Here is a 14,119-nt window from a genome sequence, read left to right as displayed (position 1 = left end):
GTGCCAATACCACCGTCCACGTCGATCATGTGATCGGACTTGGTGCCGCCAGTATCGAAACTCAGGTCATATAGGCTCTGTTTATGGTCTTTCAGATAGGCTGCCAGCGCCTTGAGCATCTTGGCGCGGTCATGAAACGTCAGCTTGCGCAGGGCGGGCCCGCCAACGTCATGGGCAAAAGACAGCATCACTTGCACATCCAAAGCGTCGTTGCCTGCCTGTGCAATCACATCGCCGGTTATGGCACTTGCGATACTGCGCGAACCGGCCCCCGGATTGATCCACTGACCGGCGGCAAAGCTTTGAATATCGCGCATGATGTGTTCCTTAGTGATGATCGTAGTCGATGGAAAGTTTGTCGCTGATCGGGTAACTTTGGCAGCTCAGGCGATAGCCGCGCTCCACCTCGTAGTCCTCGAGAGCGTGGTTCGACAGCATTTCAACCTCGCCCTCGGTGACCTTGCACATGCAGGTCGAACAAACGCCCGCCTTGCAGGCAAACGGGGCATCAAGGTTGTTTTCCAACGCAGCCTCAAGCACGGATTGGCCTTTGGTCATGGTGAAGCTGTGGGCGGCACCGTCGATGGTGACGGTCACTTTGGTCAACGCTTGGTCTTCGCTGCGTTTGGCCATTTCCTGCTTGGCCAGACGCCCTTGCTGGCTTTCGCTGAACAGCTCGAATTTGATCTGATCAGGCTCTAACCCGTGGGTTTTTAGCGCTTCTGCAATGGCAAGCATCATGGGTTCCGGCCCGCATATGAACGCTGTGTCGATGCTTTTAATGTCTATCCATGTCTCGAACAAAGCGTCACATTTCGCCTGATCGACGCGGCCCGTGAACAGGTCGATATCCTGACCGGATTCCAGCATGTGAATCACGCTAAGCCGCCCCATAAAGCGGTTCTTGAGGTCCTCCAGATCTTCGCGGAACATAATCGTGTTCACGGCGCGGTTGGCATAGACCAGCGTAAAGGTGGATTGCGGTTCGCGTTTCAGCACGGTTTTCAGGATCGAGAGAACCGGCGTAATGCCCGACCCGCCTGCGAAACCAAGGTAATTTTTGGCGCTATTAGGCTCTAATTCTGTGAAAAACTTGCCCTGCGGTGGCATTGCGTGCAGCGTATCCCCGACCTTGAGTGCCTCATTTGCAAAGGTGGAAAATGCCCCGCCATCGACGCGCTTGATCCCGACCTGCAACACGCCATCGTCTAGACCCGCGCAGATCGAGTAGTTTCGGCGCAGTTCAGTGCCGTCGAAATCCTGCCTGAACGTCAGATATTGCCCTTGGGTAAAATCAAACGCGCGTGGGTCTTCCGGCTTGAGAGTCAGGACCACAGCATCGCGGATCGTGTGGTGAATATCAGTCACTAATAAGGGGAGAAATTGGGCCATGGGTCAGATACACTTAAAATAATCGAAGGGTTCCAGACAGTCGGTGCAGCGCCATTGCGCCTTGCAGGGGGTCGATCCGAACTGGCTGATCTTTTCCACATGCGTGGACTTGCAGCGGGGGCAGTGCTGAGGACCGCCCGCAGGCTGGGGCGGCGCAATGCCGTATTCTTCCAGCTTGGCACGGCCTGCATCTGTCATCCAATCGCTGGTCCAAGCAGGCGAAAGTTGCCGCTTTAGAGCCAGTTTTTCAATGCCATGGCCGCGCAAAGCGGTTTCTATATCAAGGTTGATGATCGTGGTGGCAGGGCAGCCGGAATAGGTCGGCGTCACGGTCACTTCGAGCGTGTCGTCTTGCCATTGCACGTCGCGGATGATCCCAAGATCTGTGAGCGATATCACAGGGATTTCCGGGTCGGGTACAGCGTCAAGCCAGCCCCAAACAGTCTCTAGTGTGGGTTTTTCGACTACCATGTCGCATCCGGATAGGCGCGTTGCAACCATTGCATCTGCGTCAGCATGTGTCCCAGATGCTCGGAATGCCGCTTGCCGGATTTGCCGCCCTTGTGGCCGAAATCATCCTGTGGCTTGGCCAGCGTGGCTGCGGTGAAAACGTCGTCCAAAAGCGCATCATAAGCCGGGCGCAGGGACGCGGGGTCAGGTGCAATGCCCGCCTCAGCCATAGCAGTATCCACTTCGTCGGACGTGAACATTTCACCGACATAGGGCCACAATTTATCCAGTGCGGCCTGCATGCGCCCATGGCTTTCCTCGGTTCCGTCGCCCAGACCAATTACCGTGTCGGTGGCGCGTTCCAGATGGTAGGTTACCTCTTTCGAAGACTTTTCGGCTATAGCGGCGATCTGATCGTGTGACCCGCCCATCAATGCCTTTAGCTGCGCAAGATGCCATGCGTCGAAAAGAAACTGCCGCATCATTGTCTGGCCGAAATCCCCGTTGGGTTGTTCGACCAGTAGCAGATTGCGGAAATCCCAGACATCGCGGTGAAACGCCAGCTTGTCGGCGTTACGGCCTTCGCCTTCAACCTCTCCGGCCAAATCTAGCCACAGGGTTGTTTGCCCGATCAGATCAAGCGCGGTATTTGCCAGCGCAATGTCTTCCTCTAGCACGGGCGCATGGCCGCACCATTCAGATACGCGGTGGCCCAACACCAAGGTGTTGTCGCCCATGCGGCACAGGAATTCGAATAGTTGCGTGCTCACATTGCACCCACTTCATCGGGGATGTCGAAGAACGTCGGGTGGCGGTACACCTTGTCATTCGCAGGTTCGTAGAGCGACCCTTTTTCTTCGGGCGAGGACGCGGCGATATCAGAGGCCTGAACGACCCATATGCTGACGCCTTCGTTGCGGCGGGTATAAACATCGCGGGCGTTCTTGATTGCCATTTCGGCATCAGGTGCGTGCAGCGATCCGACGTGGCGATGGCTCAGCCCGTGTTGCCCGCGAATGAAAATCTCGAACAGAGGCCATTCATGTGTCGTGTTGGTCATTTCAAATTACTCCGCTGCCAGTTTTGCGGCACGTTTTTTCGCCGCATGGGCCATTAGGCCGTCACGCACCCAAGCGCCGTCATCCCACGCCTTGTTGCGCGCTTCCAAGCGTTCCTTGTTGCAAGGGCCGTTGCCCTTAAGCACGTCGAAAAACTCATCCCAATCGGGTTGTGTGAAGTCATAATGCCCGCGTTCCTCGTTCCATTTCAGGTCGGGGTCAGGGACGGTCAGGCCCAGATATTCAGCCTGCGGCACACATTCGTCGACGAATTTCTGGCGCAGTTCATCGTTGCTGTTCATCTTGATCTTCCACGCCATGGATTGCGCCGAATGGACCGAATTTTCGTCCGATGGCCCGAACATCATCAACGCAGGCCCCCAGAAGCGGTTCAGCGCGTCCTGCGCCATCTTTTTCTGCGCCGCCGTGCCTTTCGCCATCTTCATCATGATGTCGTAGCCTTGGCGCTGGTGGAAAGATTCCTCTTTGCAGATGCGGACCATTGCACGGGCATAGGGCCCGTATGATGTACGTTGCAGCGGCACCTGGTTCATGATCGCGGCACCGTCAACCAGCCAGCCCACAGCCCCCATATCCGCCCATGTTAGGGTCGGATAATTGAAGATAGAGCTGTATTTCATCTTGCCCGACAACAGGTCGCGGGTCAGCTGATCGCGCGTAACGCCCAGCGTTTCGGCAGCACAGTACAGATACAGCCCGTGCCCGGCCTCGTCCTGCACCTTGGCCAGCAAGATCGCTTTGCGTTCCAGCGTGGGCGCGCGGGTGATCCAGTTGCCTTCGGGCAGTTGGCCGACGATCTCGGAATGGGCATGTTGGCCAATCTGGCGGATCAGGTTCTTGCGATACCCGTCCGGCATCCAGTCTTTCGGCTCGATCTTGCCGCCAGCATTGGTCCGTTCCTGAAAGGCGCGTTCCTGCGGTTCCATCTCGTCCAGGGGTTTGACGCCCTCGCCGGTGGATTTGATCATCTGTGCATACATCGTCCAGATCCTTTCATTCAGGTGATTGGCCGCGCGGCGCGTCTTCCTTCCGACCGCCAAAGCCCTTGTTCTGGCAAAGCTTAAGGCGAGTTGCGATTCGCTGCAACTTAAATGTTACGTTCTGTCGTCATAGCGGAAATATGTGTAACACAATATCGGGCATAGTCTTGCCACAAAATCGGTTTACCAAGCTCTGCAAGGCAGGTATTTTCAGGGCATCCGCATGACTAAAGACTATTTTATCGATTTCTTGAACAAAACGGATCACCGTCTGGTCACCAAGTGGCTGCACTATTTCGACGTTTACGGAGCCGAACTGGGACATCTTCAGGGCAAGGATATCATCTTTCTCGAGATTGGCATTTTCCGGGGCGGGTCGATCCCCATGTGGGGCGGATATTTCGGCAAAGGGTCAAAGCTGGTCTTTGCCGATATCGATCCTGCGTGCCGGGCTTTGGCGGACCCCGACGTTTTTATCGAAATCGGGGACCAATCTGACCCTGTATTTCTGAAACAGCTTGCCGCAAAACACGGGCCTTTTGATGTGATCATTGACGATGGCGGTCACAAGATGGACCAGCAAACGATCAGCTTTGAAAACCTTTGGCCTGCCGTGAAAGATGGTGGTCAATATCTGGTCGAAGACACCCACACCAGTTATTGGCCCGGCTTTGGCGGCGGCTATCAAGAGCACGCCAGTTTTATCGAATACGCCAAACGGCTCGTGGATCAGATGCACAGTTGGTACACGGATCAAGACGATATTTTTCCGCTGTCCCAGATGGCCCGTGAGCTGACCTATGTGCATTTTTTCGATTCAATCGTAGCGATGAAGAAAGACCTGAAAAAGGCCCCGCCGGTCACAATCAGATCGCAAAACGGCAAGATCGAACAGTCGCGCCGTGCGCTTGAGGTCCGAGGGCGCAAGTCAATCTTTTAGTCGAACTGCTTGAAGTACACAGCCAGCAATGTTTGTTGGTAGTGTCGTGGCAGGGAAAAGACGCAATCAGCCCGCATTATTTTTCGATACAATAATTTAGGATGAATTGGTGCCCAGAAGAGGACTCGAACCTCCACACCGTTGCCAGTACTAGCACCTGAAGCTAGCGCGTCTACCATTCCGCCACCTGGGCACAGGGGGGTTGTGAGGGGTGCTCTAATCGTGCGGGGCGGGGGTGTCAATTGGATTCGTTGCCAATTGTGCAAGTTGTTTCAAATCCGGTGGCGCGGCGGTCCCGTTCAGGGTTTTCGCTGTCGCATAGGTTGATTTACTCTATCAAACTGGTCTGATTTGCGACTTGTTCCCAAATGGGCAAAACGGTATCTATTGCTCAGATTTTCTGGACAGGAGCATCATCATGTCAAAGCTGGTGACGATTTATGGCGGCTCGGGGTTCGTCGGGCGCTATATCGCGCGGCGTATGGCCAAAGCAGGATGGCGCGTCCGTGTCGCGGTGCGCCGCCCTAACGAAGCGATCTTTGTGCGCCCTTACGGTGCTGTTGGTCAGGTAGAACCCGTGTTTTGCAACATTCGCGATGATGCATCGGTGCGCGCCGCGTTGCTGGGGGCCGATGCGGTCGTGAACTGCGTTGGCATTCTGGCGGAAGCAGGCAAAAGCACATTCGATGCTATCCAGACTGAGGGTGCCGAACGGATCGCGCGGATCGCTGCCGCCGAAGGCGTTGGCCGCATGGTCCAAATCTCGGCTATCGGTGCGGATGTTGAGGCGGCAAGTGAATATGCCCAGACCAAGGCGATGGGCGAGGCTGCCGTTCTCAAGCATATGCCGGACGCTGTTATTTTGCGCCCCTCGATCGTGTTTGGCCCAGAAGACGAGTTCTTTAATCGCTTTGCCGGCATGACGCGGATTAGCCCTGCGGTGCCTGTGATCGGTGCCGATACGTTGTTCCAGCCGGTTTATGTGGATGATGTTGCCCGCGCGGCCGAACTGGCGGTGCTGGGCACGGCGGCTCCGGGCATCTACGAACTTGGCGGCCCGGACGTAGAAAGCTTTCGCGCCTTGATGCAGCGGATGCTGGATGTGATCCATCGCCGCCGTCTGGTGTTGGCCGTACCAATGTTTGCGGCCAAGATTATGGCGTTCGCGTTCGATCTTCTCCAGTCTGCGACATTGGGCTTGGTGAAAAACGGTATGGTCACCCGCGATCAGGTCAAGAACCTTGGCAAGGACAATGTCGTTACTGATGGCGCAAAAGGCTTTGATGCGTTGGGCATTTCGCCTGTGTCGATGGCGTCGGTCCTGCCTGAATATCTATGGCGCTTCCGTCCGTCGGGGCAGTATGACGACATCAAGGAATCTGCAAAGAACCTGCGCACCTGATCTGACGGTAACGCTGGAGTTTTCAAAGGCCCTGCCATGACCGGCGGGGCCTTTTTTCGTTCAGCTGTCTTTAGGAATAAGCATAGACCAGCAGCGCAATGCCCAAGATCACACGGTAGATCACATAGGGCGTAAAGCTGACACTGCGCAGCAGCCGCATCATCAATATCAGCGCCAACATTGCCGCGACAAAGGCAAAGGCCGCCGCGATTGACGCATCGCGGGCAAGTTGCCAGTTGGCCTGACCGATCACATCCAGCGACAGTAGCGCGCCCGATGCAAGGATCGTAGGGATAGACATCAGCATCGACAAGGTTGCGGCGCTGGTGCGGTCATAGCCCAACTTGCGCGCAGCTGTGATGGTAATGCCCGACCGCGAGGTGCCGGGGATCAGTGCTATGACTTGCGCCAGCCCCATCCACAGGGCGTCTTTCAACTGCCAGTCCTCGGACGTGCGGGCTTTTGTGCCGGTCTTGTCGGCCCAATACAGCACCAGCCCAAAGATCAGCATGGTCCACCCGATTACAGCGACTGATCGTAGCATTTCGTCGATCCCCAACACCTTAAGGATCAGACCGACGACCATCACCGGAATCGTGGCGATGATCAGCAGAAAGGCAGTACGTGCGCCAGGCGTGTCCATTTTGCCGCGCAGCAGACGACCCAGTCCGACGGTGGCCTCTGCGACAGCGGTTCGAAAATACAAGACTACCGCCAGCAATGTGCCCACATGGACTGCGACATCAATCGCCAGCCCTTGGTCTTGTGCGCCAGTCAGCGTCGGCAGCAGGATCAAGTGTCCCGAGGATGAAACGGGCAGAAATTCTGTCAGCCCTTGAATGATGGCGACAAGCAAAAGTTGAAGCAATGTCATGTAATAAGGTGCCTGTGCTGATGACGGTTGGATTTGACGTATAGGCCCATGAAAAAAATGCAAAGTGAATATTTGGGTCCGAACCGGATCTAATATTCGTCATATCTCGTGAAAAATATCATTGAGCGCTGAAAAATAATTCATATAGGTCAGTATTGCTGCCTTTATATATATTTCGAGCCCGTATAAGAGAGGACAACAAAGTTTTTCTGGCGGAGATTTCTACCATGGCAAAGCAGCCAATGCTTAAGTTTACAACGGTTTCACGGGACATGCCTGAAAAGCGCATGCCGAATCTACGTCGTGAAGACTTTAAAGAAATTTACGCCGAATACGCCGATGCAAAGGCCAAAGAGCAGTCCAGCCGGTGCAGCCAATGTGGCGTACCCTATTGTCAGACCCATTGTCCCTTGCACAATAACATCCCTGACTGGCTCCGCCTGACCGCCGAGGGCCGTCTGAAAGAAGCGTACGAGGTATCGCAAGCCACCAACACCTTCCCCGAGATTTGCGGTCGCATTTGCCCGCAAGACCGTCTGTGCGAAGGCAATTGTGTGATCGAACAATCCGGCCACGGCACCGTGACCATCGGGTCAGTCGAAAAATACATCACAGACACCGCATGGGAAAATGGCTGGGTCCAAGCGATCAAGCCGCATACCGAGCGCACTGAATCCGTCGGCATTATCGGTGCCGGCCCCGGTGGTCTGGCCGCCGCTGACGTACTGCGTCGCCAAGGCGTGCAGGTTACCATCTATGACCGCTATGACCGCGCCGGTGGTTTGCTGACCTACGGCATCCCCGGTTTCAAGCTGGAAAAAGACGTGGTGATGCGCCGCAACGATCAGCTTGCCGAAGGTGGCGTGAACTTTGAGTTGAACTGCGATGTCGGTGTCAACATCAGCTTTGCCGATATCCGCGCCAAGCATGACGCAGTGATCATTGCGACTGGTGTGTATAAAACCCGCGACATTCAGGCCCCCGGCGTCGGCGCGGTCGGACTTGAGCGCGCGATTGATTTTCTTACCGTCAGCAACCGCAAAAGCTTTGGCGACGCGGTCGAGGAGTTTGAATCCGGTCGCTTGAATGCCCATGGCAAAAAGGTTGTGGTCATCGGTGGTGGTGATACAGCGATGGACTGTGTGCGCACCTCGATCCGTCAGGGCGCGACATCCGTGAAATGTCTGTATCGTCGTGACCGTGCAAACATGCCCGGCAGCCAACGCGAAGTGCAAAACGCTGAGGAAGAAGGCGTGGTATTCGAATGGCTGTCAGCGCCCAAAGGGTTCGTTGGTGATCCGGTGACTGGCGTGATGGTCCAGAAAATGCGTCTTGGCGCGCCCGACGCCACAGGCCGCCAGGCCCCCGAGGTGATCGAAGGTGCCGATTACGTTGAAGAGGCCGATCTGGTCATCATGGCGCTTGGCTTTGAACCCGAAGATCTGCCAACGCTGTGGGGTACACCCGAATTGCCCGTGAACCGTTGGGGCACGATCAAGGCCGATTATGTCACGGGGGCGACCGATATGGATGGCGTCTATGCCGTCGGCGACATTGTGCGCGGTGCATCGCTGGTCGTCTGGGCGATCAAGGATGGCCGCGATTGTGCGCAAGCGATCCTTGAGAAGCTGGGAACGAAAACGGCAATCGCAGCCGAATAAACGCACCCACGTCTGAAACGTATATATTTTCGCGCCCAAGGCGCGCCCGAATGAGGAGATAGTAAATGACCAAGTATGATGACGCCTGGGTAGCCCGCGAAGAAGCAAAGCGCGCGTATATGGCCGAAAACGGTCTGTATTCCGAGGAAGAAGAGCATTCGTCCTGCGGTGTTGGCCTTGTGGTGAACATTGACGGTTCGCGCAGCCGCGACGTGGTTTTGTCTGGCATCAAGGCGTTGAAAGCAATCTGGCACCGTGGTGCCGTTGATGCGGATGGCAAGACCGGCGATGGCGCGGGCATTCACGTCCAGATTCCGGTTAATTTTTTCCATGATCAAGTCCGCCGCACTGGCCACAGCCCGCGCGAAGACGAACTGATCGCCGTTGGTCAGGTTTTCCTGCCGCGCACCAACTTTGCCGCGCAGGAAACCTGCCGGACCATCGTCGAAACCGAAGTCCTGCGCATGGGCTATTATATCTATGGCTGGCGCCATGTGCCGGTCGATATTTCTGTGCTGGGTGAAAAAGCCAACGCAACCCGCCCCGAGATCGAGCAAATCCTGATCTCGAACGCCAAAGGCGTTGATGAGGAAACCTTCGAGCGCGAGCTTTATGTGATCCGCCGTCGCATCGAAAAAGCAGCTCTCGCCGCGCAGGTGCCCACGCTTTATATCGCGTCGATGTCCTGCCGGTCGATCATCTATAAAGGCATGATGCTGGCCCAAGACGTCGCCAGCTTTTACCCCGATCTGATGGACGACCGCTTTGAATCCGCCTTTGCGATTTATCACCAGCGCTATTCGACCAACACCTTCCCGCAGTGGTGGTTGGCGCAGCCGTTCCGCATGCTGGCCCATAACGGCGAAATCAACACCCTCAAGGGCAACCTGAACTGGATGAAATCGCACGAAATCCGCATGGCGTCGGGTACCTTTGGCGACATGGCAGATGACATCAAGCCGATCGTGCCTGCCGGTTCGTCGGATTCCGCCGCGCTGGACGCCGTGTTCGAAGTCCTGGTGCGCGCGGGCCGTAACGCGCCGATGGCGAAAACCATGCTGGTCCCCGAAAGCTGGTCCAAGCAAGCGATTGATCTGCCAGAAGCATGGCGCGACATGTATTCCTACTGCAACTCGGTCATGGAACCTTGGGATGGCCCCGCCGCCCTTGCCATGACGGATGGTCGCTGGGTTTGCGCGGGTCTTGATCGCAATGGCCTGCGCCCGATGCGGTTTGTTGTGACTGCTGATGGCATGCTGATCGCCGGTTCCGAAGCAGGCATGGTCCCGCAAGACGAAGCCAATGTCGTTCGCAAAGGCGCGCTTGGCCCCGGTCAGTTGCTGGCCGTGGACATCCAAGAAGGCAAGATGTTCGGCGACACCGAAATCAAGGATAAGCTCGCCGCGTCGCGTCCCTTTGGGGAATGGGTCGGCAAGATCAACGAACTCGACAAAGCCTTGGGCGATATCGAGGAAAAGCCGGTGTTCGCAGGCGAAGAACTGCGCCGCCGTCAGGTTGCAGCGGGCTATACCATCGAAGACCTCGAGCAAATCCTTGCCCCGATGGCCGAGGATGGCAAAGAAACATTGGCGTCGATGGGCGATGACACCCCGTCTGCGGTTCTGTCGAACCAGTACCGTCCGCTCAGCCACTTCTTCCGCCAGAACTTTAGTCAGGTGACCAACCCGCCGATCGACAGCTTGCGCGAATTCCGCGTGATGAGCCTGAAAACGCGGTTCGGCAACCTCAAGAACGTGTTGGATGAATCCAGCGCTCAGACCGAGATTCTGGTGCTCGACAGCCCGTTCCTTGCCAACGCGCAATTCGATCAGCTGATGGGGGAATTCAACGCGGATTCTGTGACCATCGACTGTACCTTCGAGGCAGGCGGCAGCAACTTGAACGAAGGTCTGCGCCGTATCCGCGACGAGGCCGAAGACGCCGTGCGCTCCGGTGCCGGGCACATCGTGCTGACCGACCAGTTCAGCGGCGAAGGCCGTGTTGCGATGCCGATGATCCTTGCGACATCCGCGGTCCACAGCCAGTTGACCCGCAAGGGGTTGCGCACATTCACATCTCTGAACGTCCGTTCGGCGGAATGTGTCGATCCGCATTACTTTGCCGTGTTGATCGGTTGTGGTGCCACCGTGGTGAACGCCTATCTGGCCGAGGATTCGCTGGCAGACCGCATTGATCGCGGTCTGTTGGATGTGTCCTTGACCAAAGCCATGGATCGTTACCGCGAAGCGATTGACCAAGGTTTGTTGAAAATCATGGCCAAGATGGGGATCAGCGTTGTGTCGTCGTATCGCGGCGGTCTGAACTTTGAGGCTGTCGGGTTGTCGCGCGCCATGTGCGCCGAATATTTCCCCGGCATGACCAGCCGCATCAGCGGTATCGGTATCATCGGTATTCAGCGCAAAGCCGAAGCCGTTCATGATCTGGGCTGGAAGGGTGATGGCAACGTCTTGCCCATCGGTGGTTTCTATAAGGCACGCACGTCCGGCGAAACCCACGCATGGGAAGCATCGTCGATGCACATGCTGCAAATGGCGTGCAACAAAGCATCGTATCAGATGTGGAAGCAATACAGCGCCAAGATGCAAAGCAATCCGCCGATCCATCTGCGCGATTTGCTGGATATCAAGGCGCTTGGTGCACCCGTGCCAATCGAGGAAGTCGAATCCATCACCTCGATCCGCAAGCGTTTCGTGACGCCGGGTATGTCGCTGGGTGCATTGTCGCCAGAGGCGCACAAGACCTTGAACGTCGCGATGAACCGTATTGGTGCCAAGTCGGATTCCGGCGAAGGCGGCGAAGATCCGGCGCATTTTGTGCCCGAGGCCAACGGTGACAATCCTTCGGCCAAGATCAAGCAGGTTGCATCGGGCCGTTTCGGTGTGACCGCCGAATATCTGAACCAGTGCGAAGAACTGGAAATCAAGGTCGCCCAAGGTGCCAAGCCCGGTGAAGGTGGTCAGTTGCCCGGTATGAAGGTCACCGACCTGATTGCCCGTCTGCGCCATTCGACCAAGGGTGTGACGCTGATTTCGCCGCCCCCGCACCACGACATCTATTCGATCGAAGACCTTGCGCAGCTGATCTATGACCTCAAGCAGATCAACCCGCGTTGTAAAGTGACCGTGAAACTGGTTGCGTCCTCGGGCGTCGGCACGATTGCGGCCGGTGTGGCCAAGGCCAAGGCGGATATCATTCTGATTTCGGGCCATAACGGCGGCACAGGTGCGTCGCCTGCAACCTCGATCAAATATGCGGGTCTGCCGTGGGAAATGGGCCTGACAGAGGCGCATCAGGTTCTGGCGATGAACAACCTGCGCGACCGTGTGACTTTGCGGACCGATGGTGGTTTGCGTACGGGTCGTGACATTGTCATGGCGGCGATGATGGGGGCCGAGGAATACGGCATCGGCACCGCCGCGCTGATCGCGATGGGCTGTATCATGGTGCGTCAGTGCCAGTCGAACACCTGCCCCGTCGGCGTGTGTACCCAAGATCAGGCATTGCGCGACAAGTTCACCGGCAATGCTGACAAGGTCGTGAACCTGATCACCTTCTACGCCACCGAAGTACGCGAATTGCTTGCGTCAATTGGCGCGCGCAGTCTGGATGACGTGATTGGCCGTGCCGATTTGCTGGCACAGGTCAGCCGTGGTTCCGCGCATCTTGATGATCTTGACCTGAACCCGCTGTTGATCACCGTCGATGGCGCTGCCGAGATTGTGTACGACCGCAACAAGCCGCGCAATGCCGTGCTGGATACGCTGGACGCTGAAATCGTGCGCGACGCCGAACGGTTCCTGAAAGACGGCGAGAAAATGCAGCTAAGCTATGCGGTGCAGAACACGCACCGGACAGTTGGCACGCGGGTTTCCAGCCACATCATCAGCCGGTTTGGCATGAACAACCAGTTGCAGCCAGATCACCTGACGGTAAAGCTTAGTGGCTCTGCTGGGCAATCGCTGGGGGCGTTTGCAGCACCTGGGCTAAAGCTCGAAGTATCCGGCGATGCCAACGACTATGTCGGCAAGGGTTTGTCTGGTGGTACAATCATCGTGCGGCCACCGATGGCCAGCACCATTAAGGCGTCCGAGAACACGATCATCGGCAACACGGTTCTTTATGGTGCCACCAAAGGTTTCTTGTTTGCGGCTGGTCGTGCGGGCGAACGTTTCGGCGTCCGCAATTCTGGTGCGCATGTCGTGATCGAAGGCTGCGGCAGCAACGGGTGTGAATACATGACCGGTGGTGTTGCGGTGATCTTGGGCGATATCGGTGCCAACTTTGGCGCAGGGATGACCGGCGGTATGGCGTATCTTTACGATCCGCAAGGCAAGGCAGACGACATGCTGAACCGCGAGACGCTGGTGACTTGTCCGGTCACTGTGGACCACTGGGAAAACCAGCTGAAAGGTCTGATTGAACGGCATCTGGAAGAAACCAACAGCCGCAAGGCCGCGGATATCTTGCAGCACTGGGACAGCGAAAAGGAAAACTTCCTTCAGATTTGCCCCAAAGAGATGCTGATCCACATTCCGGCCCCGCTAAGTCATGAGCAAAAAGCGATGCCTGCTGAATAAGGCGAAAATTGGCAGTCGGGCGTGGTTTCAGGCCGCGCCCGGCATGCAATTGCCCGAATTGACCGGGAAAACTCCTTAAATCGACCATGATTGCCGTACACGTTAACAGAGTATTAAGTGTAAGGTGAATGTGATGTCGGAACTGCTAAGTGATCCCTTTTTGAACGCTTCCCCTGTCTTGGTCGCCAATGGCCTGACATCGGGAACATTGATCGAAACAGCGACGGGCAATCGCGCAATCGACAGCCTGAAGCTGGGCGACTTGATCGAAACCCTTGACGACGGTCTGCAACCCTTGCGCAGCATCAGCCGCCAGACAATGTTAGGCAAAGGTGGCACCGCCCCTATCCGCATCTCAATCGGCGTGGTTGGCAACGAAAAGCCGCTATTACTTGCCCCCCAGCACCGCGTGTTGATCTCTGGCTGGCAAGCCGAATTGTATTTCGGCCAAGACGAAGTGCTGGTCGAAGCGCGTTCCTTAGTGAACGGTACGACCGTCACCTGTGAGGACGTTACCCATATCGAATATATATGTCTTGGGTTTGACGAACATCAGATTATCTTTGCCCATGACGCCCAAGTAGAAAGCGATCTTCCCCATCAAGCGCTGTCATTGCAGCAGGCGATCGGGCCGCGCGGTGTGGTGATGCCGGGCCAACTGCTGGCCCGTCCTGCGGTTGAAGGCAATCAGGCGCAGCTTTTATCGCTTTGATGTCCTTTACCGGGTGACGACACGGTCTATG

General features: G+C 56.4%; 11 protein-coding genes, 1 tRNA gene and 1 pseudogene. 5 read left to right on the top strand and 8 right to left on the bottom strand.

Annotated features, from left to right (window positions below; genetic code table 11):
* The 6 genes and pseudogenes from ABYT07_RS05075 to paaA all read right to left on the bottom strand — a co-directional run.
* A pseudogene (locus ABYT07_RS05075) lies at positions 1–317 on the bottom strand (phenylacetic acid degradation bifunctional protein PaaZ); the annotation flags it as partial.
* 10 nt (positions 318–327) lie between these two features.
* Entirely contained in the window at positions 328–1,392 is a 1,065-nt protein-coding gene (locus ABYT07_RS05070) for a 2Fe-2S iron-sulfur cluster-binding protein (RefSeq protein WP_372989906.1), read from the bottom strand.
* Positions 1,393–1,395: 3 nt separating this feature from the next.
* Positions 1,396–1,863, bottom strand: coding sequence for a 1,2-phenylacetyl-CoA epoxidase subunit PaaD (gene paaD / locus ABYT07_RS05065; protein ID WP_372989905.1), 468 nt, complete (start codon positions 1,861–1,863; stop codon positions 1,396–1,398).
* Positions 1,857–2,579 carry a 1,2-phenylacetyl-CoA epoxidase subunit PaaC gene (paaC, locus tag ABYT07_RS05060; RefSeq protein ID WP_372989907.1) on the bottom strand — a complete coding sequence of 241 codons (723 nt, stop codon included), beginning with the start codon at positions 2,577–2,579 and terminating at the stop codon, positions 1,857–1,859. Before paaC ends, paaD begins: the two co-directional genes overlap by 7 nt.
* A gap of 29 nt (positions 2,580–2,608) precedes the next feature.
* Entirely contained in the window at positions 2,609–2,902 is a 294-nt protein-coding gene (gene paaB / locus ABYT07_RS05055) for a 1,2-phenylacetyl-CoA epoxidase subunit PaaB (RefSeq protein ID WP_372989904.1), read from the bottom strand.
* Positions 2,903–2,908: 6 nt separating this feature from the next.
* Positions 2,909–3,901: a 1,2-phenylacetyl-CoA epoxidase subunit PaaA gene (gene paaA, locus ABYT07_RS05050; protein ID WP_372989903.1), complete on the bottom strand. Its 993-nt coding sequence runs from the start codon at positions 3,899–3,901 to the stop codon at positions 2,909–2,911.
* 223 nt (positions 3,902–4,124) lie between these two features.
* Between paaA and ABYT07_RS05045 the strand changes: the two genes are divergently transcribed.
* Positions 4,125–4,841, top strand: coding sequence for a class I SAM-dependent methyltransferase (locus tag ABYT07_RS05045; protein ID WP_372989902.1), 717 nt, complete (start codon positions 4,125–4,127; stop codon positions 4,839–4,841).
* A 107-nt stretch (positions 4,842–4,948) separates the two neighbouring features.
* Here the strand turns inward: ABYT07_RS05045 and ABYT07_RS05040 are convergent.
* Positions 4,949–5,034, bottom strand: a tRNA-Leu gene (locus tag ABYT07_RS05040).
* Positions 5,035–5,259: 225 nt separating this feature from the next.
* Between ABYT07_RS05040 and ABYT07_RS05035 the strand changes: the two genes are divergently transcribed.
* Positions 5,260–6,243 (top strand): complex I NDUFA9 subunit family protein, encoded by a 984-nt coding sequence (locus ABYT07_RS05035; protein ID WP_372989901.1) that lies wholly within the window; start codon positions 5,260–5,262, stop codon positions 6,241–6,243.
* Between the two features lie 70 nt (positions 6,244–6,313).
* Here ABYT07_RS05035 and ABYT07_RS05030 read toward each other — a convergent pair whose 3' ends face one another.
* Positions 6,314–7,117, bottom strand: a complete 804-nt coding sequence (locus tag ABYT07_RS05030; protein WP_372989899.1) for an undecaprenyl-diphosphate phosphatase — start codon at positions 7,115–7,117, stop codon at positions 6,314–6,316.
* Between the two features lie 227 nt (positions 7,118–7,344).
* Here ABYT07_RS05030 and ABYT07_RS05025 point away from each other — a divergent pair, with 227 nt between their 5' ends.
* The 3 genes from ABYT07_RS05025 (at position 7,345) to ABYT07_RS05015 (ending at position 14,088) form a co-directional block, all read left to right on the top strand.
* On the top strand, positions 7,345–8,778 hold the full coding sequence (locus ABYT07_RS05025) for an NAD(P)-dependent oxidoreductase (protein WP_372989897.1): 1,434 nt from the start codon (positions 7,345–7,347) through the stop codon (positions 8,776–8,778).
* A 65-nt stretch (positions 8,779–8,843) separates the two neighbouring features.
* Positions 8,844–13,376, top strand: coding sequence for a glutamate synthase large subunit (gene gltB, locus ABYT07_RS05020; protein ID WP_372989896.1), 4,533 nt, complete (start codon positions 8,844–8,846; stop codon positions 13,374–13,376).
* A gap of 133 nt (positions 13,377–13,509) precedes the next feature.
* Complete coding sequence (locus tag ABYT07_RS05015) at positions 13,510–14,088, top strand: Hint domain-containing protein (protein ID WP_372989894.1); 579 nt, start codon at positions 13,510–13,512, stop codon at positions 14,086–14,088.
* The last annotated feature ends 31 nt before the right edge of the window (positions 14,089–14,119 follow it).

The sequence above is a fragment of the Sulfitobacter sp. genome, from assembly GCF_041552635.1.
Taxonomy (GTDB): domain Bacteria; phylum Pseudomonadota; class Alphaproteobacteria; order Rhodobacterales; family Rhodobacteraceae; genus Sulfitobacter.
This window is presented reverse-complemented; position numbering and strand designations above follow the sequence as displayed.

Bases quoted from the DNA above. Each gene is read 5' to 3' on its own strand.
- ABYT07_RS05070 (WP_372989906.1), bottom strand. From the start codon at position 1,392: ATGGCCCAATTTCTCCCCTTATTAGTGACTGATATTCACCACACGATC.
- paaD (WP_372989905.1), bottom strand. From the start codon at position 1,863: ATGGTAGTCGAAAAACCCACACTAGAGACTGTTTGGGGCTGGCTTGAC.
- paaC (WP_372989907.1), bottom strand. From the start codon at position 2,579: ATGGGCGACAACACCTTGGTGTTGGGCCACCGCGTATCTGAATGGTGC.
- paaB (WP_372989904.1), bottom strand. From the start codon at position 2,902: ATGACCAACACGACACATGAATGGCCTCTGTTCGAGATTTTCATTCGC.
- paaA (WP_372989903.1), bottom strand. From the start codon at position 3,901: ATGTATGCACAGATGATCAAATCCACCGGCGAGGGCGTCAAACCCCTG.
- ABYT07_RS05045 (WP_372989902.1), top strand. From the start codon at position 4,125: ATGACTAAAGACTATTTTATCGATTTCTTGAACAAAACGGATCACCGT.
- ABYT07_RS05035 (WP_372989901.1), top strand. From the start codon at position 5,260: ATGTCAAAGCTGGTGACGATTTATGGCGGCTCGGGGTTCGTCGGGCGC.
- ABYT07_RS05030 (WP_372989899.1), bottom strand. From the start codon at position 7,117: ATGACATTGCTTCAACTTTTGCTTGTCGCCATCATTCAAGGGCTGACA.
- ABYT07_RS05025 (WP_372989897.1), top strand. From the start codon at position 7,345: ATGGCAAAGCAGCCAATGCTTAAGTTTACAACGGTTTCACGGGACATG.
- gltB (WP_372989896.1), top strand. From the start codon at position 8,844: ATGACCAAGTATGATGACGCCTGGGTAGCCCGCGAAGAAGCAAAGCGC.
- ABYT07_RS05015 (WP_372989894.1), top strand. From the start codon at position 13,510: ATGTCGGAACTGCTAAGTGATCCCTTTTTGAACGCTTCCCCTGTCTTG.